Source organism: Janthinobacterium sp. 61 (assembly GCF_002846335.1).
GTDB lineage: Bacteria > Pseudomonadota > Gammaproteobacteria > Burkholderiales > Burkholderiaceae_D > Janthinobacterium.
Window position 1 is genome coordinate 773,608 of sequence record NZ_PJMQ01000001.1, and the last position, 23,525, is coordinate 797,132.

At 61.5% G+C, this 23,525-nt stretch carries 18 protein-coding genes; 11 read left to right on the forward strand and 7 right to left on the reverse strand.

Annotated features, from left to right (window positions below):
* Window positions 1-132 precede the first annotated feature (132 nt).
* Window positions 133-1,773, forward strand: coding sequence for a sensor domain-containing diguanylate cyclase (locus tag CLU92_RS03620; protein WP_180338417.1), 1,641 nt, complete (start codon window positions 133-135; stop codon window positions 1,771-1,773).
* 51 nt (window positions 1,774-1,824) lie between these two features.
* On the opposite strand, the gene CLU92_RS03625 is transcribed toward CLU92_RS03620, so the two are convergent.
* Window positions 1,825-2,913, reverse strand: coding sequence for a LacI family DNA-binding transcriptional regulator (locus CLU92_RS03625; RefSeq protein WP_101480767.1), 1,089 nt, complete (start codon window positions 2,911-2,913; stop codon window positions 1,825-1,827).
* Entirely contained in the window at window positions 2,897-4,810 is a 1,914-nt protein-coding gene (locus CLU92_RS03630) for a glucokinase (protein WP_101480768.1), read from the reverse strand. Before CLU92_RS03630 ends, CLU92_RS03625 begins: the two co-directional genes overlap by 17 nt.
* Before the next feature lie 345 nt (window positions 4,811-5,155).
* Here CLU92_RS03630 and CLU92_RS03635 point away from each other — a divergent pair, with 345 nt between their 5' ends.
* The 5 genes from CLU92_RS03635 to CLU92_RS03655 all read left to right on the forward strand — a co-directional run bounded on the left by CLU92_RS03635 (window position 5,156) and on the right by CLU92_RS03655 (window position 10,996).
* Window positions 5,156-6,442: a carbohydrate porin gene (locus CLU92_RS03635; RefSeq protein WP_101480769.1), complete on the forward strand. Its 1,287-nt coding sequence runs from the start codon at window positions 5,156-5,158 to the stop codon at window positions 6,440-6,442.
* Window positions 6,443-6,757: 315 nt separating this feature from the next.
* Entirely contained in the window at window positions 6,758-8,011 is a 1,254-nt protein-coding gene (locus tag CLU92_RS03640) for an ABC transporter substrate-binding protein (protein ID WP_035817882.1), read from the forward strand.
* Between the two features lie 115 nt (window positions 8,012-8,126).
* Entirely contained in the window at window positions 8,127-9,011 is an 885-nt protein-coding gene (locus tag CLU92_RS03645) for a carbohydrate ABC transporter permease (RefSeq protein WP_010397323.1), read from the forward strand.
* The gene (locus CLU92_RS03650) at window positions 9,008-9,877 is read left to right on the forward strand and encodes a carbohydrate ABC transporter permease (protein WP_101480770.1); all 870 of its coding nucleotides are present in this window, start codon (window positions 9,008-9,010) and stop codon (window positions 9,875-9,877) included. The genes CLU92_RS03645 and CLU92_RS03650 overlap by 4 nt, the downstream gene beginning before the upstream one ends.
* Before the next feature lie 9 nt (window positions 9,878-9,886).
* A complete protein-coding gene (locus tag CLU92_RS03655; protein WP_101480771.1) occupies window positions 9,887-10,996 on the forward strand; it encodes an ABC transporter ATP-binding protein in 1,110 nt (369 codons plus the stop codon).
* A 70-nt stretch (window positions 10,997-11,066) separates the two neighbouring features.
* Here the strand turns inward: CLU92_RS03655 and CLU92_RS03660 are convergent, their stop codons facing one another.
* The 5 genes from CLU92_RS03660 to CLU92_RS03680 form a co-directional block, all read right to left on the reverse strand.
* Window positions 11,067-12,095 (reverse strand): ParB/Srx family N-terminal domain-containing protein, encoded by a 1,029-nt coding sequence (locus tag CLU92_RS03660; RefSeq protein WP_180338418.1) that lies wholly within the window; start codon window positions 12,093-12,095, stop codon window positions 11,067-11,069.
* A gap of 25 nt (window positions 12,096-12,120) precedes the next feature.
* On the reverse strand, window positions 12,121-13,338 hold the full coding sequence (locus CLU92_RS03665) for a hypothetical protein (RefSeq protein WP_180338419.1): 1,218 nt from the start codon (window positions 13,336-13,338) through the stop codon (window positions 12,121-12,123).
* A 122-nt stretch (window positions 13,339-13,460) separates the two neighbouring features.
* Complete coding sequence (locus tag CLU92_RS03670) at window positions 13,461-14,483, reverse strand: Gfo/Idh/MocA family oxidoreductase (RefSeq protein WP_101480773.1); 1,023 nt, start codon at window positions 14,481-14,483, stop codon at window positions 13,461-13,463.
* 28 nt (window positions 14,484-14,511) lie between these two features.
* Window positions 14,512-15,498, reverse strand: coding sequence for an inositol 2-dehydrogenase (iolG, locus tag CLU92_RS03675; protein ID WP_101480774.1), 987 nt, complete (start codon window positions 15,496-15,498; stop codon window positions 14,512-14,514).
* Window positions 15,491-16,357: a MurR/RpiR family transcriptional regulator gene (locus CLU92_RS03680; protein ID WP_071077880.1), complete on the reverse strand. Its 867-nt coding sequence runs from the start codon at window positions 16,355-16,357 to the stop codon at window positions 15,491-15,493. Before CLU92_RS03680 ends, iolG begins: the two co-directional genes overlap by 8 nt.
* Window positions 16,358-16,615: 258 nt before the next feature.
* Between CLU92_RS03680 and CLU92_RS03685 the strand changes: the two genes are divergently transcribed.
* The 5 genes from CLU92_RS03685 (at window position 16,616) to iolD (ending at window position 23,525) form a co-directional block, all read left to right on the forward strand.
* Window positions 16,616-17,662: a sugar ABC transporter substrate-binding protein gene (locus CLU92_RS03685; protein ID WP_076573035.1), complete on the forward strand. Its 1,047-nt coding sequence runs from the start codon at window positions 16,616-16,618 to the stop codon at window positions 17,660-17,662.
* A gap of 171 nt (window positions 17,663-17,833) precedes the next feature.
* Window positions 17,834-18,955, forward strand: a complete 1,122-nt coding sequence (locus CLU92_RS03690; protein WP_101484474.1) for an ABC transporter permease — start codon at window positions 17,834-17,836, stop codon at window positions 18,953-18,955.
* Window positions 18,956-18,958: 3 nt separating this feature from the next.
* The gene (locus CLU92_RS03695; protein WP_101480775.1) at window positions 18,959-19,744 is read left to right on the forward strand and encodes an ATP-binding cassette domain-containing protein; all 786 of its coding nucleotides are present in this window, start codon (window positions 18,959-18,961) and stop codon (window positions 19,742-19,744) included.
* A gap of 8 nt (window positions 19,745-19,752) precedes the next feature.
* On the forward strand, window positions 19,753-21,699 hold the full coding sequence (gene iolC / locus CLU92_RS03700; protein WP_101480776.1) for a 5-dehydro-2-deoxygluconokinase: 1,947 nt from the start codon (window positions 19,753-19,755) through the stop codon (window positions 21,697-21,699).
* Complete coding sequence (gene iolD / locus CLU92_RS03705; protein ID WP_101480777.1) at window positions 21,696-23,525, forward strand: 3D-(3,5/4)-trihydroxycyclohexane-1,2-dione acylhydrolase (decyclizing); 1,830 nt, start codon at window positions 21,696-21,698, stop codon at window positions 23,523-23,525. Before iolC ends, iolD begins: the two co-directional genes overlap by 4 nt.

The following is a 23,525-nucleotide window of genomic DNA, read 5'->3' on the forward strand; positions in this document are numbered from 1 at the left end:
GCGCATTCATCTGCGGGGACAGGCTGCAAGTCATGCGCTGAAAAATATGCCGTTCCTCCCAGTGCCATGCATGGCGCTACCTGGCCGGATCTGTGCGCTTTACAGAGCATGGGCGCTGAGAAGGAAGTCCGCATGCATAAGGTCCGGAAATTTTTCAATCCCAGGAGCTTCAAATTCAAGATGGCTGTGCTTGTGGGCGTGCTGGTGCTGTGCGCGACGGGTTCTGTTGCGCTCACATCGCTCTCTGTCGCGCAAGGGCAGATGGCATCCGTCATCGGCAATCAGCAATATGCCTTGCTGGCCAGCGCGGCCGCATATATCGACGACGATTTGAATGCGAAGAAAGCACTGCTCAGGGTGCTGGCGGAAGGGCTACCCGCGGACGTGGTTGAACATCCGCAGCGCATGCAGGCATTTATTGAAAATCATCCAAGCCTGCGCGAGGAATTTTTCAATCTCGTCGCCTTTGATGCTACGGGAAAATTGATTGCCAGCATGAATGACCGGAGCGTGGTCGGCAAGCTCAATTTCGCCACGCGTGACTACTTTATCGATACCGTCAAATTCAGGGAGGGCGTGATATCGCGTCCATTCAGGAGCATGCTGTCGGGCAAGCCCATCGTGCTGGTAACCGAACCGATCTATGACGAAGCCGGTCAATTGCGGTATATCATCGCTGCCGGTATCAATTTGCAAAGCCCCACATTTTTCGGCCAGTGGGAGCAGCTCAAGCCGGGCAAGAGCGGCTATCTGTTCATGTTGACCCACGACGGCACGATCCTCCACCATCCTGACCCGGCGCGCGTCCTGAAGCGGGTGAGTGAGGAAAAGGGTGGGGCGACGCCTTCCACCGTGGCTGCATTGCGTGGATTCGACGGCTGGATGCAGGGTAAAACCAAGCTGGGCGTGCAGGCAATTATCACGTACAAGCATTTGCGCGCGGCAGATTGGATCATCGGCGCCGTCTACCCTGAAAGCGAGGCATTCACGCCGATCACCGATATTTATGCCAAAGTCATCATTGCTTCGTCAGGCGTCGCCTTGCTGGCCAGTTGTGCCGGCTGGTTCGCGGTGCTGCTGCTCTTGCGCCCCTTGGGCGATCTGGGCCGACATGTGGCGAACATACGCTCAGGCAATGCCGATATTGAGGTTTTTGATATCGCCCGCAAAGACGAATTCGGAAAGCTGAGCCGTGCATTCTATGCGCTGTCGCTGCAGAGGGAGGCTGCGGAGAGCAACCTCGCTGCTTTGGCGCGCACTGACATGCTGACCGGCCTGCACAACAGGCGCATGTTTGACGAGGCGCTGGCTGGGGCATTGACGCGTGCCCGGCGCGCTGGTACGGGCCTGGCGCTGGCTTATCTGGATATCGATTATTTTAAATCAATAAATGACACATATGGGCATGGCATCGGCGACCTGGTATTGATTGAATTTGCCAAACGGCTCAAGGCTTGCGTCCGGGCCTCGGACACGGTGGCGCGCCTTGCAGGCGATGAGTTTGTGATCATTTTTGAACAACTGACGGATCAGTCCGAACTCGCGATACTGGGCAAGAAAATCGTGCAAGAGATGGTTGTGCGCTTTGATTGCAGCGGTATCGGTCTGCATGTCGCCACCAGTGTCGGCCTGGCGTTCTGCGCCCGGGGCGACACGACGGAAGGGGCTTTATTGACGGCGGCCGATACGGCGCTCTACAAGGCAAAAAGCGCTGGCCGCAACGGTTATGCCATCACTTCGGTCGGCAGCCTCGCCTTGACCGAGGCGCTGTAGGGGCGGGTGCGCCGGCAAGGCGAGTGACTGGCATCGCCTGTTCTGGCAGCGTCAAGGCCTGCGCTGGTCTTTTTCCGCCGGCGGCGCAAATCTACCCGACGATGCCCGCTCTACCAGGGTAAATTCCATCAAGCGATGGGTGGCCGGCATGGTTTCCCCCGCGCGGCGCTGGCGTATCTCATCGATGACGAGATTGACGGCGGCGCGCGCCATGTCGGCAATGGGCTGGTGGATGGTGGTCAGCTCGGGCCAGACGGTGCTGGCGACGGGTGTGTCGTCGAAGCCGCACACGCTCAATTGCGCCGGTACCTGCAAGCCCATGCCGTGCGCCACGGCCAGGGTGGCGGCCGCCATGTCGTCGTTGCTGGCGAAGATGGCGCTGGGGTACGGTTGTTGCGCCAGCAACTGGCGTGCCGCGTCGAGACCCGAACGATAGGTAAAGTAACCTTGCGCCACCCTGTGCGGCGGCACCTGCAAGCCCGCTTCCCGCATGGCGTCCTCGAAGGCCTGGCGGCGTAGCAGGGCGGGCGTATGCGCCGGATCGCCTTCGATGAAGCCGATGTCGCGGTGGCCCAGCGCGAGCAGATGGCGCGTCATGGCCAGCGCGCCTTCGTAGTCGTCGATGCGCACGGCCGACACATCGGGCGAGGGGCGCGCCGTGGCAACGGCGATGGCGGGGATACCCATCTGATTCAGCTGCGCCAGCACTGCGGGCGAATCGCACAGGGGCGGCGGCACCAGGATGCCATCCACGCCGGCCGCCACCAGGCAGGCGATGCCGGCGCGCTGGCTGTCCAGGTCTTCGCAGCGCTCGAGCAGCAGCTGGCCGCCGCCCTGACGGCATTGATCCATGGCGCCGACCAGGAATTCGCTGAGGAAGGCGGCGCTGGGGTTGCTGTACAGCAAGCCGATGCGGAGGGTGCCTGTGCGGGCCGCCCTGGCCGCCAGGTTGGGTTGATAGTGCAGGCTGGCGATCGCCGCCTCGACCTTGTCCCGCGTGGCCGTGCTGACGCTGGCGCGTCCGTTGATGACGCGCGATACCGTCATGGCCGACACGCCTGCCACGCGCGCCACGTCATGCACGGTCGCGCCGCTGGCGGTATCGGGGGCGGCGTGCGCCGCCTTATTCGAGGTGGCCACCGAATTTCAGCTTGCCGCTGATGCGCATGCCGTGCAATTGTCCCTCTTCCAGTTCGGCGGCGCTGGTGCGCTGCGCCGTGTCGCGCCGCGCCAGTCCCACCGACAGGATATCGAGCATCATCAGCTGCAGCAGCCGCACGATCATGGGCACGAAATTGAGGTTGCCCTCCGGGTGGTTCAGGGTCAGCAGCACGTCGGCCAGCTTGGCCAGCGGCGAACCGCTGGCGGTAATGGCCAGCACGCGCGCGCCGCAGCCCTGCGCCACCTTGACGGTGCGCAGCAGCTCGGGCAGGGCGCCCGAGCGGGAAATGACCAGCGCCACGTCGCCGGGCTTGAGCATGGCGGCGCTCATTTCCTGCGCCTGCGGATCGGCAAAGAAGCTGCTGATGATGCCCAGGTTGAGCAGCTTCTGCTGCATGTCATCGGCCACCACGCGGGCGCTGCCCACGGCCAGCAATTCCACGCGCTGCGCGCCGCGCAACAGTTCGATGGCGGCCGTCAGCGCCTTCACGTCGAGCATGTCGCGCAGGGCCAGCGCGGCCGAGGCGTTGTTGCCCAGCACCTTGCGCGCCAGTTCGGCATCGGAGTCCGAAATCTCCACATGGCAGTGGGCCACTGTGATGGCGCCGCCCGTCAGGCCGGAAGCGAGCTTCAATTTGAAGTCGGCCAGGCCCTGTACGCCGATCGAGCGGCAAAATCGCATCACGGTCGGCTGGCTGACGCCGACCCTTTGGGCGATCTCGGCGATCGGCAGGGTCAGCATGGCGTTTGGCTCCTTCAGCACCCAGTCGGCCACCTTGCATTCCGAGGGGCTCATGCGCCCGCGCGCCTGGCGTACGGATTCGAGCACGGGTGCGCCGGAATGGGCGCGCTTGAGCTTTTGCGCCAGGATGGCGGCGATGCCCAGAAAGGTCGGCAGTTCGGCTGTGATTAGGAAAGTGGGGATCTGCGCCAGGTATTCGTTCAGGCGGCCCTTTTGCTCGAAGCGGGCACGGAACTGCGACTGTTCGAACAGGGGCCCCAGGCGCGGCACGATGCCACCGCCGATATAGATACCGCCCAGCGCACCGAGGGTCATGGCCACGTTGCCGGCGATGGAGCCAAGGATGGCGCAAAAGCAGTCCACCGCTTCGATGCAGACGTGGCATTCATTGTTCAGGGCACGGCTGGTGATGTCGGCCGCCAGCAGCGGTAGGGCATCGGGCTTGCCGGCGCGCTCGGACAGGGCGCGGTAGATCAGTTCCAGCCCGCGCCCGGAGGCGAGACGCTCGGCCGAGACGTGCGACAGCTCGCGCCAGGCGAAGGACAGCACGTCCATCTCGCGCTGGTCGCAGGGCGCGAAGCTGACGTGGCCGCCTTCGCTGCCCAGCGCGATCCAGCGGTCTTCGGCGGGAATCATGCCCGATACGCCCAGGCCCGTGCCCGAACCGAGCAGGCCGATGACGCTGTCGGCGCGCGCCATGCCGCCACCGATCTGCAGGCGCTGGTCGGGCCGCAGATAGGGCAGGGCCATGGCCAGCGCCGTGAAGTCATTCACCACCAGCAAAGTATCGAGGCCCAGCGCGGCGCGCATGGCCTCGATCGAGAAGAACCAGTGATGGTTCATCATGCGGATATTGTCGTCGTCGATGGGATTGGCGATGGCAATGGCCGCATGGCGCACGCGTGCCGAACCGGCGGCGCGCGCCTCGCTGCTATCCATATAGGCGGTGATGGCGTCGAGCAGCGAAGCATAGTCGTCGCAGGGCAGCACGGCTACCGCTTCCAGGTGGCCCTGGCGGGTTTCGAGCACGAAGCGGGCATTGGTGCCGCCGATGTCGGCCAGCAGGCGTGGCCCTTCACTGAAACGCTCCGCCGGATCGCTGCCTGCTACTTCCATTTTTTCATCAATTTTCATGGCGGTGCTTTGTCTCGTCTGCGTGCGCGGTCGTGGCGGCGCACTATCGTTATGGGCAAAAACCAAGGATTTTAATTCGTATACGTGCCGCGTGCCGAAAAATGCAGGGTGCCTGCGCAAATGCCTGTCCACTGTGCCAGATAGGTGGGCGGCAGTGGAAAAAACAGGGCAGTCGAGCCGCACATCAGTACGCAAATAAAGTGTCGCAGAGTAGTCGTAGGATTACAACATAATATGTTGATATTTGTTCGTAGTATAGTTACTATGTCCCTGCTGGAAAGAATTCTGGCCAGTACATTCGGCCACGAATGACTAGATAAAAAATAACTACTGAGGAGACTTACCATGCTGCATAGCACCATGTTGAAGGCCGTGTTGAAAACGCTGCCAGCTGCCATCGTCTTAGCCATCGCCAGCGGTTCCGCTGCCGCCGACCCAATGTACCCAAGTGACTCCGAAGGCTTCCATGGCTACCTGCGCGCTGGCGCCGGCAGCAATACATCGGGCGACGGCGGTTCGCAAGGCTGCTTCGGCCTGGGTGGCAACACCATGAAATACCGTCTGGGCAATGAGTGCGACGCCTACACGGAATTCGGCTACACCAAGTCCGTCGCCAAGTCCGGCGGCGTGAACTACCTGGCCACCATCTGGGTCAATGCCTACGCGCCAAATTCCGATTTCGGCGACAACAAGCTGGGCATCGTCAAGGCCTATGTCGAAGCGCAGGGACTCGATTTCCTGAACGGCGGCACGGCCTGGATCGGTAAGCGCTTCTACTACCGTCCTGACATCCACATGCTGGACTTGCAATACATCAACATGAACGGCACGGGCGCCGGCCTGGACCGCATTCCTGCAGGCCCGGGTAAATTCTCGTATGCCTTCTTCAAGGACAACGATATCAATACCGTGTCGCCGACCGGCGTCGTGAGCACCAAGTCTGCCGTGCGCCAGAACTTCATTTTCGGTGAAATTCCCGTCAATGAAAACGGCACGCTGGACCTGGCTGCGACCTATATCATCGGTGAAGGCAAGGACAACGACGCTTTTGGCCAGAAACACAATGGCTGGCAGTTGTCGGCATTCCACCGTCAAGGTAAAGTATTTGGCGGCGGCAATACCTTCGGCGTGCAATACGGCGTCGGTCCTGGCACCGGCAAGGGCGCGCAGTTCGGCGCTTCGGGCGACACCAATTTCGGTTCGGACGTGAAACGCACGCGCATCTTCAATGACATGGCGATCCAGCCGATGGCCAACTTCGGCATGGAATTCGTCGCCCTGTGGCAAAAAGACGAGTCGAATGCCACCGGTTCCTCGACCTGGACCTCGGTTGGCGTGCGTCCCGTGTACGCGTTCACCGACAACTTCAAACTGGTGGGCGAACTGGGCACGGACCGCGTAACGCAAGCGGGCGGCCTGCCAGCCAAGCGTTTGACCAAGCTGACCATCGCACCGACGATCTCCGCCGGCCCTGGCCTGTGGTCGCGTCCTGAACTGCGCGCTTTCGTCACCTACGGCAAATGGAACGATGCGGCCACCGCGTCGGTCAATGCATCGAACAACGGCGGCCCGATCTATAACAACAATACCAGCGGCACGTCGTATGGCTTCCAGGTAGAAACCTGGTTTTAAACACCGAACCAAGCCTGTTGCGCGGCGCGCTTTTCGGCCACACATGAGTGCCGCGCGCGACGGTTTTGTTCAGCGTTGATGTTTGTAAGTGCAGATCAACCTGGCGCATCCTTCGCGGATGTGTTTTTGGCGCCGCCCCGTGATATAAATACAATGTAAGCATGTCATGGATCACGGCGCCGTCTTTTCACTGATGATGATGCCCGTTTGCAAGCGGGTCTGAGCACAAGAGCGCCGGTACAGGCGCACTATCACCTTTTTCGGCCACCGTATGCCGAAGCCCCCTAAAAGCTTGATCAAAAAAGGAATGTGGAGATGAAACTGAAATTCAAGATTACCCAACTGGCCGCACTGACCACCCTGGCATTTGCCGGCAGCGCTTTTGCAACCGACGTGGAAGTGTTGCACTACTGGACCTCCGGCGGCGAAGCGAAGTCCGTGGGCCAGTTGCAGCAAATCGTGAAGGAAAGCGGCTTTGGCTGGAAAGACTTCGCCGTGGCTGGTGGCGCTGGCGAAAACGCCGCGACCGCGCTGAAAACCCGCGTCATTTCCGGCAACCCGCCAACGGCCGCTCAGATCAAGGGACCATCGATCCAGGAATGGGGCGCGGAAGGCGTGCTGGCCAATATCGATGATGCAGCCATTCCAGGCAAATGGGATGCCGTGCTGCCGAAAGTTGTCGCCGACATCATGAAATACAAGGGCCATTACGTTGCCGCCCCTGTCAACGTCCACCGCGTCAACTGGATGTGGGTGAATCCGGAAGTGCTGAAAAAGGCCGGCGTGGCCACCACTCCGACGACTTGGGATGCGTTCTTCGACGCGGCCGAGAAAATCAAGAAATCGGGCGGCATCGCGATTGCCCACGGCGGCCAGCCATGGCAGGACGCCACCGTGTTTGAATCCGTCGCGCTGGGCGTAGGTGGCACCGAATTCTACAAGAAGGCCATCCTCAAGCTGGACCAGAAGGAATTGACCGGCCCGACCATGCTCAAGGTGTTCGACACCCTGGGCAAGGTGAAGACCTACATCGACAAGGATGCGGCCGGCCGCGACTGGAACCTGGCCACTGCCATGGTCATCAACAACAAGGCCGGCTTCCAGTTCATGGGTGACTGGGCCAAGGGCGAGTTCACGGCTGCCGGCAAGGTGCCGGGCAAGGACTACCTGTGCGTGGCAGCGCCTGGCACGGACAAGGCCTATACCTTCAACATCGATTCGTTTGCCATGTTCACGCAAAAGGATGCGAATGCGAAGAAAGGGCAGATCGCCCTGGCCAACGCCATCATGAATCCGAAGTTCCAGTCGATCTTCAACCTGAACAAGGGTTCCATCCCCGTGCGTTCCGGCGTTTCCAAGGACAAGTTTGACGCTTGCGCCCTGAAATCGATGGAAGACATGGATGCCACCAACAAGACCGGCGGCCTGGTGCCATCGTTCGCCCACGGCATGGCGCTGCCATCGGCCACCCAAGGCGCCGTGACCGACGTCATCGCCAAGTTCATGAATACCAACATGAGCTCGAAAGACGCGGTTGCAGCTTTGGCCAAAGCGGCAAAAGTGAAGTAATCACGCCGGCGCCGGCACTCCCGCCGGCGCCCGCAGTATCGCATGCATCGCAGGCGCCCGCCCTGGCGTTCGTCCAGGCCGGCGCCACACGCAGTTTTACTTCTACGGCTGTCCTATGTCCATACGCAAGCAATTCGACCGATGGATACCGCAGATGGTGCTGGGCCCCACGCTCATCGCCAGCTTGGTATTTGTCTATGGTTTTATCTTTTTGACCGGTTGGCTGTCGCTGACCGAATCGCGGCTGATGCCGAACTACGAGTTCGCCGGCCTGGTGCAATACGTCGAGCTGTTCGACAATGAGCGCTGGTGGACCTCGCTCAAGAACCTCGGTATCTTTGGTGTCCTGTTCATCGGTTGCAGCATCGCCATCGGCCTGTTCCTGGCGATCCTGCTGGACCAGAAAATCCGCGCCGAAGGCGCGCTGCGCGCCATCTACCTGTATCCGATGGCGCTGTCCTTCATCGTCACCGGCACGGCCTGGAAATGGATGCTCAATCCCAGCCTGGGCCTGGAAAAAGTCATGCACGACTGGGGCTGGACGTCGTTTACCTTCGACTGGCTGGTGAACTCCGACATGGCCATCTACACGGTGGTGATCGCCGGCGTATGGCAATCGTCGGGCTTTGTCATGGCCCTGTTCCTGGCCGGCCTGCGCGGCATCGATGATGAAATCATCAAGGCGGCGCAAGTCGATGGCGCGTCCTTGCCGACGATCTACTGGCGCATCGTGATTCCCGCCATGCGTCCCGTGTTCTTCAGCGTGCTGCTGATCCTCGCGCATATCGCCATCAAGAGCTTCGACCTGGTCATCGCTTTGACCGCCGGCGGACCTGGCAATTCGTCGTCCGTGCCGGCCATCTTCATGTACCAGTTTTCCTTCACCCGCGGCCAGCTGGGCCTGGGCTCGGCATCGGCAATGATGATGCTGGCCACCATCGTGGCCGTGCTCGTGCCGCTGATGTACCTGGAAACGCGCAGCGCAAAGGCGATGAGATGACACCTACACGTAATAATCGCCTCACCCTCGGACGGGTGGTTGTATACCTGCTGCTGATTCTGTTTGCGGTGTACTACATCGTGCCCCTGTACGTGACCCTGTCGACGTCGTTCAAGTCGCTCGACGAGATCCGCAGCGGCAACCTGCTGGCCTTGCCGCACGTGTGGCAGTTCGAGTCCTGGTCCAAGGCCTGGTCTTCGGCCTGCACGGGCGTCACCTGCGACGGCATGCAGCCGTTCTTCTGGAACTCGATCAAGATGGTGATTCCCGCCGTGCTGATTTCGACCTTCCTGGGCGCCTTCAATGGCTATGTGTTCGCGCACTGGCGCTTCCGTGGTTCGGAAATCCTGTTTGCCGCCTTGCTGGTGGGCTGCTTCATTCCGTTCCAGGTGGTGATCCTGCCGATGGCGCGCCTGCTGGGTGAATTTGGCCTGGCCAATACCACCACGGGCCTCGTTTTCGTGCACGTGGTGTATGGCACGGCCTTCACGACCCTGTTCTTCCGTAACTACTATATCGGCGTACCGGAAGAACTGATCAAGGCAGCGCGCATCGACGGCGCCGGCTTCTTCCTGATCTTCCGCAAGATCGTGCTGCCGATTTCGGGTCCGATTTTCGTCGTCTGCATCATCTGGCAGTTCACGCAGATCTGGAACGACTTCCTGTTCGGTATCGTTTTCGCCAGCGGCGATTCGCAGCCGATCACGGTGGGCTTGAACAACCTGGTCAACACGTCCACGGGCGTGAAGGAATACAACGTCAACATGGCCGCCGCGGTGATTGCCGCGCTGCCGACCCTGCTGGTCTATCTGGTCGCAGGCCGTTATTTTGTGCGCGGTCTGACCGCAGGCGCAGTCAAAGGTTAAGGAAATAATATGTCCAGTTTATCGATACGCGGTATCCGCAAGGTGTACACGAATGGCGTCGAAGTCCTCAAGGGCATCGACATCGAGATCAAGGATGGCCAGTTCCTGATCCTCGTCGGCGGCTCCGGCTCCGGCAAATCGACCTTGCTCAACATGGTGGCCGGCCTGGAAAGCGTCACCTCGGGCGAAATCCTCATCGACGGCAAGGTCGTCAACGACCTGCCGCCAAAGGACCGCGACATCGCCATGGTGTTCCAGTCCTATGCACTGTATCCGTCCATGACGGTGCGCGAAAACATCGCGTTTGGTTTGAACGTGAAAAAAGTGCCGAAGGCCGAGCAGGAAGAAATCGTCGCCCGTGTCGCCGAAACCCTGCAGATCACACACTTGCTCGACCGCCGTCCGGCGCAGCTGTCGGGCGGCCAGCGGCAGAGGGTCGCCATGGGGCGCGCCATTTCGCGCAAGCCCTCGCTGTTCCTGTTCGACGAACCGCTGTCGAACCTGGACGCCAAGCTGCGCGTGGAAATGCGCGCCGAGATCAAGCTGCTGCACCAGCGCCTGAAGGCCACCATCGTCTACGTCACGCATGATCAGATCGAGGCGATGACCATGGGCGACCTGATCGCCGTCATGAAGGATGGGGTGGTGCAGCAACTGGGCACGCCGCAGGAGATTTACGACAATCCGGCCAACCTGTTCGTGGCCGGTTTCATCGGCTCGCCATCGATGAACTTCATCACCGTCAAGCCTGTCATCGAGGGCAACGAGGTGTTTGTTGCCATCGAGAATGCGGGCAAGAGCATGCGCCTGGCCCTGCCATTTGCCGCCGACAAGCTGCGCAGCTATGCGGGCCGCGACGTGATCCTGGGCGTGCGCCCGGAGCAAATCACGGACATGAGCAGTGCGCACGGCGACGTGGGCCAGGAACTGGGCTGCCTGATCGACCTGGTCGAGCCAACCGGCCCCGATACCTTGCTGACGACGCGCCTGAATGGTGCTGCCGTGACTTGCCGCACGCATCCGCGCGAAGCCGTGCTGCCGGGGCAGACCATGCAACTGTCGTTCAACCTGTCGAAGGCGGCCATGTTTGATCCGGCCAATGGTGAACGCATCGCGTAAGCAGTATCTGCATAGATAACGGCCCGCCTGTCAGCTGACAGGCGGGCCGTTGTTGTTTACGCCGGCGCGCCTATTTGGCCAGCGATTGCTTGTACGCGATGGCGTAGCGCAGCTTGCCCGTCGGCGTGACCAGCTCGTCCAGCGCCCCCTGCTTGAAGACACCCGTCCAGCCCAGCGTTTGCGCCGTCATGCCGCCGCTGACGATATCGTTCGCCTTCAGGCCCGCCATCGCCATCGATGCGCTCCTGATGGTGCCCATGTAGCTGCCGGCATCGCGCATGTCGGTCTTTGCCAGGTCAATGCCGGCCTGCTTGCGCAGCCAGTCTGCCCAGTAGAATTCGAGGAATTCCGTGGCCGTCGATGGCACCACGTAGCCGGCGTCGCGCGTGAAGTAGACGAGCGAGCGGTATGGGTCATCCCCCAGGGCTTTCAAGCCGATGGAGGCCGGCAGCTGGCTGGTATTGATGGCCTTGTTGCTACCATCTTTCAGCCAGACCTTGTTTGCCTTCTTCATCTGCGTCCAGAAATCGTCTTCATTGAGCTTGCTGAAATTGTCTGTCACCTTGACCCACACTTTCAGCTGATGGTTCTGGCCATTGTCTGCATCCCAGAAAGTGGAAAACGTGTGGTGGCCATCGGTCAGGTACAGGGTGCCGCGCGGGCCGATCACGACAGTCTTCATGTCATGCGGACGGCTTCCCACGGCCGCCTTGCAGCGGTAGGCGGCCGGTGGCGCGGCCAGGGTGGCGCCAGGTACATTGGCCGTGTTGGGCAAGACGTCGCCCTGGCCATTGGCTACACACAGGTCGGCGAACTTCTTTGGTTTTGCGATGTCGGTGATGTGCTTTTCTTCGGCGGCATAGCGTCCCAGCTTGTAATACACCTGGTCGTAGCCGATGGCCGGCTGGGTGGGATGCAGTTCATCGAGGCGCACCTGCAGAATGCGCGGATGCGCTGCGCTGCCCACCACGGTGGCCATCAGCGCTTGCTGGCGCGCGCCGAGCGCCGGTGCCGTGGCGACGGCCGCATCCCTGGCCCACGCCACATTGCTGAAGGACAGGGCCAGCAGCAGGGCGCTGGCAGTGTGCGTCGTGTGCATGCGACTCTCCATTATCGTTTGCGCCTCATTCCAGCAGCGCGCTGGGCACGCGCGGCGAAGACATCAGGTCACGAAAGGCGGCCCAGTGCTCGGCACGCGTGGCGCCCTGGCGTTCGACATAGGCTTTCGCCATGTCCTGGCCCAGGTTGTAATTGATGACATAAGCACCCATGGCATCGTAGAACTGCAGGCGTTGCGCGGATTTTTCGGCCGGATACAGGCGCACATTGACCAGCCATTCCAGTGCTTCTTCGCGCGTGATGCTACCTTCGAGGTACTGGCGCGCGATGTCGTTGTCGGCGTAGCCGAGTTTGGCCAGCAGCGCATTGAGTTGCGCATAGCGGGGCGCCAGCGCAGGGTCCAGGCCGGCCAGCGGGTACAGCACCTGCTGCTCGAAATTCAGTCGTTCCGCATCCGTAAAACTCAGTTCGATGCCGTAATTGGCCGTGCCTTCGGCGATCAAGGATTGCGGCGAATACAGCGGATAAATGCAGTACTCCATCCAGCCCTTGCCGCGCACCAGGTCGCGCTCCAGCAGCACATTGTAGACATGGTGGCCCGGATAAGCCTCGTGGCAACCGAGGTCGACCGCACGGTCTATATACACGGGCAAGTCCGTATTGATCTGGATCACGCTCTGGTAATTGCCCTTGTACCAGTTGTAGCCGCTCCAGGGTTTATCTGTCACAAATTCCAGCACGAAATCTTCGCCTTCGGGCAGGGCGATGTACTGCAAGGTGTGCTCGCGGCCCGCGCGGATGGCCGCATCCATGACGGCGCGCAGCTTGTCCGCGGGAATGACGAGTTGCGCGCGCAAGGCGTTGACCCTGTCGCTCACCGTGCCGTCGCCGGGCAGCAGGGCATCGATCTGCGCCACCAGCTGTTCGTACCAGGCTCGGTCGTGGTGCGGCGAGACAGCGTCGTACAGGCGCGCGCTTTCCGTATCGAAATCGAGGCGTGCGCCTTGCAGCATGTCTACCTTGGCCAGTACGGCTTGCAACTGCTTGCGCAGGTTGAGGGCGCGCAGGCAGTGTCCGTCAGCCAGCTGAGCCAACGCTTCATGCGCAGCAGCCTTGATGTCGTTCAAACCCTGTTGCTGTTCGACCGCTTCAGCCTGCCAAACGGGCGGGCCGTAATAGGCGTCGACATACGAGGCATCGTGCTGGCCCATGGCCAGGACCAGCTTGACGTAGCGTTCGGCCACGTGGGCAAGAATGGGGGAATGGCTGTCGTTGATCGTCATGGCGGCGCGGCAGGGGCGGAAATGGTCAGGCGCTTATTGTATAGCGCAATGCCAGGGGGCGGTTTCACTGATGGGCTGCGCCTGGCGGTGCAGCCCGTGCAACCATGTCCGCTGGCGGCCTCCTAGAACTCGACCGGGCGTCCTGCGCGCATCGCTTGCGTCATGGCCAGGCCGATGCGCGTCGCCTCTGTCGCGTCGTGCAAGGTCAATGACAGGATGCGCCGGCCCAGCGCCGCATCGGCAAACTCCTGCGCCTCGATCAGAAAAGCGTCGGCGAAGCGGGCATAGAAGTCTGGCGTGCATTCATTGCGTACGCCATGCGCATCCGAGATGTCCACGCGGTTCAGGCGCGGATTGCTGCCTACGGCCAGGCGGCCGCCCGTGCCGAACACTTCCGTCAGGGTTTCATGGCCATGCGCCATGGTGCGCGACGCCATGAAGCTGGCCATGCTGCCATCGGCAAACTCGACCGTTGCCAGGCCATTGTCGACGTCGCCGTACGCCTGCAAGCCCGTGTGGATGGCGTTGGTGCCGCTCGCATACACGCGTTTAGGCACGGGGTTGCCCAGCAGCCAGCGCGCCAGGTCGATATCGTGCACGCTGCAATCGAGAAAGATGCCGCCGCTGGTGGGGGCGAAGCGCATGAAGGCGCCGCTGGGGTCGTTCTGGTCGCAGGTTTGCGAACGGACTAGATAGGGCTTGCCGATCAGGCCCTGGGCGATCTTTTGCTGCGCGTCATGGTAGCTGGCGTCGAAACGGCGCACGAAGCCGATCATGATGGTCAGCTGCGGATGGCGCGCCGCTTCCGCCTCTACTTTCAGGCAGTCGGCCAGGTCCAGCGACAGCGGCTTTTCGCAAAACACGTGCTTGCCTGCGCGCAGGGCGGCGATGATCTGCTCCGCATGCAGCGAGGTGGGCGTGACGAGGAAAACGGCGTCCAGGCCAGGGTGGGCCAGCAGGGCATCATAGTCGGCATAGCCGGTGGTGACGCCCAGCTGGCTGGCCGCCCAGTCGAGTTCGGCCGGCACGGGGCTGCAGGCGGCCACCACTTCGGCGTTGGGCACGCGCTGCGCCAGGTTGATGGCGTGGCGCTGGCCCAGTCGGCCCAGGCCGACGATGCCGACTTTTAATGTTGGGGATGACATGGTGTCTCCAGATATTTTTATTATTGGTTTATAAATTGACTACGCGCTGTTCGCGCCACGACAGCGTGGCCGCCTCGGCCAGTTCCAGTGCCTTCAAGCCATCATGGACGGTGGTGCGCAGCGGCGTGCCGTGGCTGAGGGCATCAAAGAAATGCGCCATTTCCTGCGCGTATGCCACGCGATAACGTTCCAGGAAAAAATCTTCCGGCTTGTCCACGCTGACGTTGACAGCACCATACGCCGTCACTTCCGTCGGCTTGTGGTTGCCCGCCTGCAGCATGCCGGCGCTGCCCAGCACTTCGAAGCGCTGGTCGTAGCCATACGCGGCGCGGCGCGAGGCATTGATCTGGCACAAGCGTCCTTTTGCCGTGCGGATGGTGACGACGGCGGTGTCCAGGTCGCCCGCCTCGCCGATGGCCGGGTCGACCAGGCAGCTGCCCGTCGCGTGCACGCTGACGGCTTCATCGTCGAGTATCCAGCGGAAGATGTCGAAATCGTGGATCAGCATATCCTTGAAGATGCCGCCCGAGACCTTGATGTAGCTCACGGGGGGCGGGCCCGGATCGCGGCTGGTAACAATGAGCAGCTCCGGCGTGCCGATTTCGCCCGCTTCGATACGTGTCTTGACGGCATTGAACGTGGGATCATAGCGGCGCTGGAAGCCCAGCATGCACATGACCTTGGCTTCCTTGACGGCGGCGGCGCAGGCGCGTGCCCGGTCTAGCGTCAGGTCGACGGGCTTTTCGCAAAAGATGGCCTTGCCAGCAGCGGCCGAGCGCAGTATCAGGTCCGCGTGCGTGTCCGTGCTGGAAGCGATGACGACGGCCTTGACGGACGGGTCGGCCAGTGCCGCTTCAACGGTGGCACTGCTGCCGCCGTGCAGGCCGGCCAGCGCGGCGGCCGCTTCCTGGTTGACGTCAACCACGTATTTGAACTGCACGCCGGGTTGGGCGGCCAGGTTGGCCGCGTGGATTTTGCCGATGCGTCCGGCGCCGAACAACGCTACTTCAATCATCATGTTCTCCTGGGGTGTGGATTTCTTCGATATCGAGCTCTAATTTGTATGCCAGCGCGATGAATAGCGCCTGGCACAGGCAGATGGTGCTGGTCAGCGAGCGGAAAGCGAAGGCGCTGCCCTCGGTGACGGTCAACAGCGCGTCGGCGGCCCGCGCGAGCGGCGCCAGCTTGCTGTCGGTAATCACCAGTACCTTGGCGCCCTTGTCTTGCGCTGCCTTGATGCACTGCTGGGTTTCCTTGCCGTAAGGCGAGAAACTGATGGCGATCGCCACATCGCGTTCGCGCACGCTGCGCATCTGCTCGCGGTGCATGCCGCCCAGTCCGCTAATCAGGTGCACGCGCTTGTCCGTGTGTTCCAGCGCGTAGGCGATGTAGGAGGCGATCGGAAACGACCGGCGTACGCCGATCACATAAATATTTTCAGCCTTGAGCAGCAGGTTGACGGCCGCTTCCAGCTGCGCGTCGTCGAGGCCGGCGGCCAGGTCGTCGAGGCCGGCACGGCTGGCGCCGACGAATTCGCGCGTCAGGTCGCCTGCGCTGAGCGCGGCGTCGCGCGTGGAAATGAGCTTGCGGATGCGCTGCTGGTAGTCGGGCGTGGCGCCGGCCTGGTCTGTGTATGCCTGGCGGAACACATCTTGCATTTCGCTGAAACCCGTGTAACCGAAGCGCTGCGCGAAACGCACGATGGCCGATGGCTGCACGTCGCAGGCGGTGGCGATATCGCTGATGCGCTCAAGCATCAGGCTGGCGCGGTGCTTTTCGATGTATTGGGCGATGACTTTCAACTGGCGCGACAGATTGTCGTACTCGGCGGCAATGTGCTGCATCAGCTGTTCGATGGGGGCGGTGGCTGCCATGTTGTTTCCTTTGTGCTCTATGTACTGACTGGGCCGCGATGGTCGATGCACGCGGCTGGTTCTGGCGAGAATTATAGGAGTGAATCCAGAAAATAGAAATGATTTTCTATTTAAATATATTTTGAAAATTTTATTGCATTTGTCTTTTTTGTGGCCTAAGCTGTGCGCAGTGCATCGGGTCTTGCCGGTTTTCCGGTTCCCCGCTGACACGCGACAAAAGCTGGCAACTATAAAAATTAATCCTTCAAGGAGACATTCATGCAAAGCAATAAGCGTAAGGGATTTCTGAAGAGCCTGGCCATGCTGGGCCTCGGCCTGGGACTGGGTCTGGGCATGAGCGCCAGCCACGCGGCGGGCGAGAAATTCGTGTTGATCAGCCATGCGCCTGATTCCGATTCCTGGTGGAACACGATTAAAAATTCCGTCAAGCAAGCAGGTGAAGACTTCAATGTCACCGTCGACTACCGCAACCCGCCGAATGGCGACCTGGCCGACATGGCGCGCCTGGTCGAGCAATCGGCAGCCCGCAACTACGACGGCGTGATCGTCAGCATCGCCGACTTCAGCGTGCTGCAAAAACCGCTGGGCCTTGTCGCCGCCAAGAAGATTCCGTTTGTCACGATTAATTCCGGCACCCTGGCGCAAAGCGAGCAGCTGGGCGCCGTGATGCACGTGGGCCAGCCTGAGTACGAGGCAGGCAAGGGTGCCGGCGAAAAAGCCAAGGCGGCTGGCATCAAGTCCTTCGTCTGTGTTAACCACTATGCGACGAATCCATCGTCGTTCGAGCGTTGCCGCGGCTTTGCCGAGGCCATCGGCGTCGATTTCAAGGCCGCCACCCTGGATGCGGGCGAAGATCCCACCACCATCGAAAGCAAGTTGAGCGCCTATCTGCGCAACAACCCGAAAACCCAGGCCGTGCTGGCGCTGGGGCCCACCTCGGCCCACGCTTCGTTGAAAGCATTGGAAAAAATGGGCTTGAAGGGCAAGATGTGGTTCGCCACCTTCGACCTGTCCGATGAAATCTCGAAAGGCATCAAGGATGGCAGCATCCAGTTCGCCATCGACCAGCAACCCTACCTGCAAGGCTATATCCCCGTTGCCGTGCTGGCCATCATGAAGCAGGACAAGACCACGGACCTGGCCAAGGTACGCGAAAAGCTGATCAATAACGCCAAGTTCAAGGCGCGCCTGGCCGAATATGGCCTGGCACCATCATATGGCCCGCGCCATATCGGTTCCGGTCCTGGTTATGTCACCAAGGACAATATCGGCAAGGTGGAGAAATACGCCGGCCAGTTCCGTTAAGCCTCCGCTTTTCAATTCCACCAATACCTTAGTCGTTGTCCCCGCGCGCAGGCCATGCTTGCCGGCGCGCGGGTCCTGCTGCCCTGGAATGGTTGTTTGGGCTGGCAGGTTGCTATAAAACAAGGGAGACATAGCATGAGTACCGTGAAATTAAGCGTGAAGCAGGGTGGCATGGCCGCCTCGGGCACGCCGCCGCAAAAGCAGGGCGCCGATGAACGCGTGGGGCAGGTCAGCTGGCTCAAGCGGCTGTTCAGCCGCCCGGAATTCGCCTCGATCTCGGGCGCCATCCTGGTGTTCGCCTTCTTCATCCTGACGGCCGGCGACTCTGGCATGTTCAACCTCGACGGCGTGATCAACTGGGCGCAAGTGGCCGCCTACCTGGGCATCATCGCCATCGGCGCCTGCGTATTGATGATCGCCGGCGAATTCGACCTGTCGATCGGCTCCATGATCGGCTTTGCCGGCATGATGATCGCCATCCCTTCCGTCTACTTCCACTGGCCCGTGTGGGCCGCCATCCTGTTCGCCTTTGCCGGTTCAATGGCGCTGGGCTGGCTCAACGGCTACCTGGTCATCAAGACGCGCTTGCCGTCGTTTATCGTCACCCTGGCCTTTTTGTTCATCCTGCGCGGCCTGACCCTGGCCCTGTCCATCATGTTTGCCAACCGCACCATCGTCAGCGGCATCGGCGCGCTGGCCGCCGATGACTGGCTGGCACTGACGCTGTTCCATGGCGAAGTGGGCACCTCGCTGTTCGCCTGGATGGCCAAGGCGGGCTGGATCACGGCGCTCGACAATGGCGCGCCATTGGTCAAGGGCATACCCAAGGTCATCGTCTGGTGGGCCGGCCTGGCGCTGGTGTCCGGCTTCGTCCTGGCGCGTACCCGCATCGGCAACTGGATTTTCGCCGTCGGCGGCGACGCCAACGCTGCCAAGAATGTGGGCGTGCCCGTGAAAACAATCAAGGTATCGCTGTTTGTCTTCACCGCTTTCTGCGCCTGTTTGTTTGCCACGCTGCAAGTATTTGACGTGGGATCGGCTGCCGCCGACCGCGGCATGCAAAAGGAATTCGAAGCCATCATCGCAGCCGTCATCGGCGGCGCCTTGCTGACGGGCGGCTACGGTTCCGTCGTCGGCGCCTGCTTCGGCGCGCTGATCTTTGGCGTGGTGCAGATCGGCATTACTTATACCAACATCAATTCGGACTGGTTCCGCGTCTTCCTCGGCGTCATGCTGCTGATCGCGGTACTGTTCAACAACTTTGTCCGTGCCCGCGTCACGGAAGCGAGATAAACCATGAGCGAATACATCCTTGCGCTGGAAAATATCAGCAAACGTTTCGGCTCCGTCATCGCCCTGCAAAACGTCACCCTGCGTTTGAAACCGGGCGAGGTGCATTGCCTGCTGGGCGACAACGGCGCCGGCAAGTCGACCCTGATCAAGACCCTGGCCGGCGTGCACCGGCCCACCAGCGGCGACTACCTGGTCGACGGCAAGAGCGTCAGCTTCAATTCGCCGAAAGAGGCGCTGGACCTGGGCGTGGCTACCGTCTACCAGGACCTGGCGCTGGTGCCATTGCTGTCCGTGGCGCGCAATTTCTTCATGGGGCGCGAGCCGATCAGGAAAATGTTCGGTGTGCTGCCCGTGATGGACATGGAGTACGCCGCTACCACGGCGCGCGACAAGCTGGCCGACATGGGCATCATGGTGCGCGACCCGCACCAGGCCGTGGGCACCATGTCGGGCGGCGAGCGGCAATGCCTGGCCATTGCCCGCGCCATCCACTTCGGCGCGCGCGTGCTGATCCTCGACGAGCCGACGGCCGCGCTGGGCGTGAAGCAATCGTTCAATGTGCTGAAACTGATTTACAAGGCGCGCGAACGGGGTTTGTCCGTGATCTTTATTACCCACAATGTGCATCATGCCTATCCCGTGGGCGACTCGTTCACCCTCTTGAACCGGGGCAGGTCGCTGGGTACCTACACCAAGGAAACCGTTTCCAAGGACGAAGTACTCGACATGATGGCGGGTGGTGCGGAAATGCAAACGCTGATGGCTGAACTCGACGGTGTCACGATTTAAGGATAACCATGAATAACCCGACACAATTTGCCCAGGGCCGCGCGCTGGACGTGATTTGCCTGGGCCGCCTGGCGGTGGACCTGTATGCGCAGCAGATCGGCAGCACCCTGGAAGACGTGACGAGTTTCGCCAAGTACCTGGGCGGCTCATCGGCGAATATCGCCTTCGGCACGGCCAGGCTGGGCTTGCAGTCCGCCATGCTGTCGAAGGTGGGCGACGACCACATGGGGCGTTTCCTTACCGACACCTTGTCGAAGGAAGGCTGCGACGTCAGCCATGTGGGCATCGACCGCGACCGCCTGACGGCCCTCGTCATGCTGGGCATCAAGGATAAAAACACCTTCCCCCTGATCTTCTACAGGGAAAATTGCGCCGACATGGCCATCGACGCGTCGTCGGTGGATGCGGCCTTCATTGCGTCGAGCAAAGCGCTCCTGATCACCGGCACGCATTTCTCTACGAGCGCCATGCACGCTGTCAGCACGCAAGCCCTGAAATTGGCCCGCGCCAACAACGTGCGTACCGTACTCGACATCGATTACCGGCCCGTGCTGTGGGGCTTGTCGGGCAAGGCGGACGGCGAAACGCGTTTCGTTTCCAACGAAGGCGTGACCCGCCACCTGCAGGCGATCCTGCCGCAGTTCGACCTGATCGTCGGCACGGAAGAGGAATTCATGATCGCCGGCGGCGGTGCCGATATCATGGCCAGCTTGCGCGCCGTGCGGGCCGCCACCCTCGCCACACTGGTGGTCAAGCGGGGCCCGCTGGGCAGCGCTGTCATCGACACGACCATTCCGCACAGTCTCGACGAAGCGTACAACTACCGTGGCGTGCGCGTGGAAGTGCTGAACGTGCTGGGCGCCGGCGACGCTTTTCTTTCCGGCTTCTTGAAAGGCTGGCTGCGCGGCGAGGATTACGAAGCGTGCTGCCGCTATGCGAATGGCTGCGGCGCCCTCGTCGTGTCGCGCCACGGTTGCGCGCCGGCCATGCCGTCGCCAGTCGAGCTCGACTATTTCCTGGCCCATGCGGCGACACTGACGCAGCCGGATCAGGATGCGACCCTGTCGCGCCTGCACCGCACGACTGTAGCGCGCAAGCAATGGGATGAGTTGTGCGTGTTTGCGTTTGATCATCGCACGCAGTTCTTTGAGCTGGCACAACAAACGGGCGCAGCCGAATCGCGTATCTCGGCTTTGAAGCAATTGATGGTGCAAGCCGTGGCCCAGACGGAAGCGGCCTTGCAGCTGGCTGGCAAGACGGGCGTACTGATCGATGGCCGCTATGGTGTCGATGCGCTCAACGATGCGACGGGGCGGGGCTGGTGGATAGGCCGTCCCGTGGAATTGCCGGGATCTAACCCGCTGCAATTTGACTGGGGCCGTTCCATCGGTTCGCACCTGCTCAGCTGGCCAAAGGAACACGTGATCAAATGCCTGGTGCAGCTGCACCCCGATGATGCCGTGGAAAACCGGCTGGAACAGGAAGCGCAGATCAAGGCCCTGTATGACGCGGCGCAAGTGAGCGGTCACGAACTGTTGCTGGAAGTGATACCGTCGGACGCCTTGCCGCAGAGTGACGATACCGTCTTGCGTGCCGTCAAGCGCCTGTATAACCTGGGCATTTACCCCGAATGGTGGAAGCTGGAAAGCATGTCGGCCCGGCAATGGCAAGCCATCGATGCCCTGGTGCACGAGCGCGATCCCTATTGCCGTGGCGTCGTCTTGCTGGGCTTGAATGCTCCGATCGAAAAACTTGCCGCCAGTTTTGACCAAGCCAGTGCCAGCACGACGTGCCGCGGCTTCATGGTAGGACGCACCATCTTCCAGGAACCGAGCCGCCGCTGGCTGGCAGGCGAACTCGACGATGCGGGCCTGATTGCCGCCGTGCGCGCCAACTTCGAACAGCTTATTGGCCTGTGGCAGCGTACGCGCAAGCACCTGGAGCGTGCAGCATGAGCGCCACGATCAGATTGACCATGGCGCAGGCGCTGGTGCGCTACCTGGCTGCCTTGCGGGTGGAAGGGGGCGAACCATTATTTGGCGGCGCCTTCGCCATCTTTGGCCACGGCAATGTCGCTGGCCTGGGCGAAGCGCTGTACCAGTATCGCGACAGCTTTCCCACTTACCGCGCCCACAACGAACAGGCGATGGCGCACTCGGCTATTGCGTATGCGAAAGCCCACATGCGCCGGCGCATGATGGCCGTCACCAGCTCCATCGGCCCGGGCGCCACGAATTTGCTGACGGCCGCCGCCCTGGCGCATGTGAACCGCCTGCCCGTGCTCTTGCTGCCAGGCGACGTGTTCGTCTCTCGCGCACCGGACCCGGTGCTGCAGCAGCTGGAAGATGCCACGGATGGCAGCGTGTCGGTGAACGATGCCTTCAAACCGCTGTCGCGCTATTTTGACCGCATCGTGTATCCGGAGCAATTGCTCACGGCCTTGCCACGCGCCATTGCCGCCTTGACGGACCCGGCCGCCTGCGGTCCCGTGACTTTGTCTCTGCCGCAAGACGTGCAAACGATGGCGTATGACTATCCGGCCGACTTTTTCGAGCCGAGAGTCGTGCGTTTTCGCGCCGTGCCGCCGGTGGAATCCGAACTGCAAGAAGCGGCGCTGCTATTGAAAAATGCGAAACAGCCGCTAATCGTGGCCGGTGGCGGTGTGCTGTACGGCAAGGCCAGCCCCGCCCTGCAGGCGTTCGCCGAGCGCCACGGCATTCCCGTGGCGGAAACCCAGGCGGGTAAAAGTTCCTTGCCGTGGGACCACCCTTTGCAGCTGGGCGCCATCGGCGTGACGGGCTCGCCCGCCGCGAACGCGCTGGCGGCGGACGCGGACGTGGTGCTGGCCATCGGCACGCGCCTGCAGGATTTCACGACCGGCTCGCATTCCCTGTTTGCGCAGGCGCAGTTGCTCAGCCTGAACGTCAACAGTTTTGACGCGCTGAAACGCCGTGGCCTGGGCTTGCAGGCGGACGCGACGCTGGGCTTGCAGGGACTGTCGCGGCTGCTGGGGAACTGGAACAGTGCGGGCCACTGGCTGGACCGTGCGCAGCAGGCGGGCAATGCCTGGCGCGCGACAGTTGCAGGCATCACCGGCCAGCGCGAGGTGGCGGGCTTGCCGTACGACGGTGAAGTCATCGGTGCCGTGCAGCGTTCATCCAGGGATTCCACCACCCGCGACATCGTCGTCTGCGCGGCAGGCACCTTGCCGGCCGAGCTGCACAAGCTGTGGCGCACCAGTACACCGGGCGGCTACCACATGGAATACGGCTATTCGTGCATGGGCTATGAAATCGCCGGCGGCCTCGGTGTCAAGATGGCCAAGCCGGATGCCGAGGTGATCGTCATGGTGGGCGATGGCAGCTATCTGATGATGAATTCGGAAATCGCCACTTCCGTCATGCTGGACAAAAAGCTGATTATTGTCGTGCTCGACAACCGCGGCTATGGCTGCATCAACCGCCTGCAGCAGGCGTGCGGCAATGCCTCGTTCAACAATATGTTGCCCGACAGCGCACCCGTGGTCGACTTCGCCCTGCATGCGCAATCGCTGGGCGCCTTGAGCGAACACGTGGACTCGATTGCTGAACTGGAACAGGCCATGCTGCGCGCCCGCGCCGCACCGCGTACGTATCTGATCTGCATCAATACGGACGACACGCGCACGACAGAAGAGGGTGGTTGCTGGTGGGAAGTGGCCGTGCCCGAGGTGTCCACCCAGCCAGGCGTGCAAGCTGCGCGCGCCCGTTATGAACTTGACCGTCTGAAACAAAGGAATTGA

Excerpts from the sequence above, each read along its gene's own strand:
- CLU92_RS03620 (WP_180338417.1), top strand. The coding sequence starts at position 133 with ATGCATAAGGTCCGGAAATTTTTCAATCCCAGGAGCTTCAAATTCAAG.
- CLU92_RS03630 (WP_101480768.1), bottom strand. The coding sequence starts at position 4,810 with ATGAAAATTGATGAAAAAATGGAAGTAGCAGGCAGCGATCCGGCGGAG.
- CLU92_RS03635 (WP_101480769.1), top strand. The coding sequence starts at position 5,156 with ATGCTGCATAGCACCATGTTGAAGGCCGTGTTGAAAACGCTGCCAGCT.
- CLU92_RS03640 (WP_035817882.1), top strand. The coding sequence starts at position 6,758 with ATGAAACTGAAATTCAAGATTACCCAACTGGCCGCACTGACCACCCTG.
- CLU92_RS03645 (WP_010397323.1), top strand. The coding sequence starts at position 8,127 with ATGTCCATACGCAAGCAATTCGACCGATGGATACCGCAGATGGTGCTG.
- CLU92_RS03650 (WP_101480770.1), top strand. The coding sequence starts at position 9,008 with ATGACACCTACACGTAATAATCGCCTCACCCTCGGACGGGTGGTTGTA.
- CLU92_RS03655 (WP_101480771.1), top strand. The coding sequence starts at position 9,887 with ATGTCCAGTTTATCGATACGCGGTATCCGCAAGGTGTACACGAATGGC.
- CLU92_RS03660 (WP_180338418.1), bottom strand. The coding sequence starts at position 12,095 with ATGCACACGACGCACACTGCCAGCGCCCTGCTGCTGGCCCTGTCCTTC.
- CLU92_RS03665 (WP_180338419.1), bottom strand. The coding sequence starts at position 13,338 with ATGACGATCAACGACAGCCATTCCCCCATTCTTGCCCACGTGGCCGAA.
- CLU92_RS03670 (WP_101480773.1), bottom strand. The coding sequence starts at position 14,483 with ATGTCATCCCCAACATTAAAAGTCGGCATCGTCGGCCTGGGCCGACTG.
- iolG (WP_101480774.1), bottom strand. The coding sequence starts at position 15,498 with ATGATTGAAGTAGCGTTGTTCGGCGCCGGACGCATCGGCAAAATCCAC.
- CLU92_RS03680 (WP_071077880.1), bottom strand. The coding sequence starts at position 16,357 with ATGGCAGCCACCGCCCCCATCGAACAGCTGATGCAGCACATTGCCGCC.
- CLU92_RS03685 (WP_076573035.1), top strand. The coding sequence starts at position 16,616 with ATGCAAAGCAATAAGCGTAAGGGATTTCTGAAGAGCCTGGCCATGCTG.
- CLU92_RS03690 (WP_101484474.1), top strand. The coding sequence starts at position 17,834 with ATGGCCGCCTCGGGCACGCCGCCGCAAAAGCAGGGCGCCGATGAACGC.
- CLU92_RS03695 (WP_101480775.1), top strand. The coding sequence starts at position 18,959 with ATGAGCGAATACATCCTTGCGCTGGAAAATATCAGCAAACGTTTCGGC.
- iolC (WP_101480776.1), top strand. The coding sequence starts at position 19,753 with ATGAATAACCCGACACAATTTGCCCAGGGCCGCGCGCTGGACGTGATT.
- iolD (WP_101480777.1), top strand. The coding sequence starts at position 21,696 with ATGAGCGCCACGATCAGATTGACCATGGCGCAGGCGCTGGTGCGCTAC.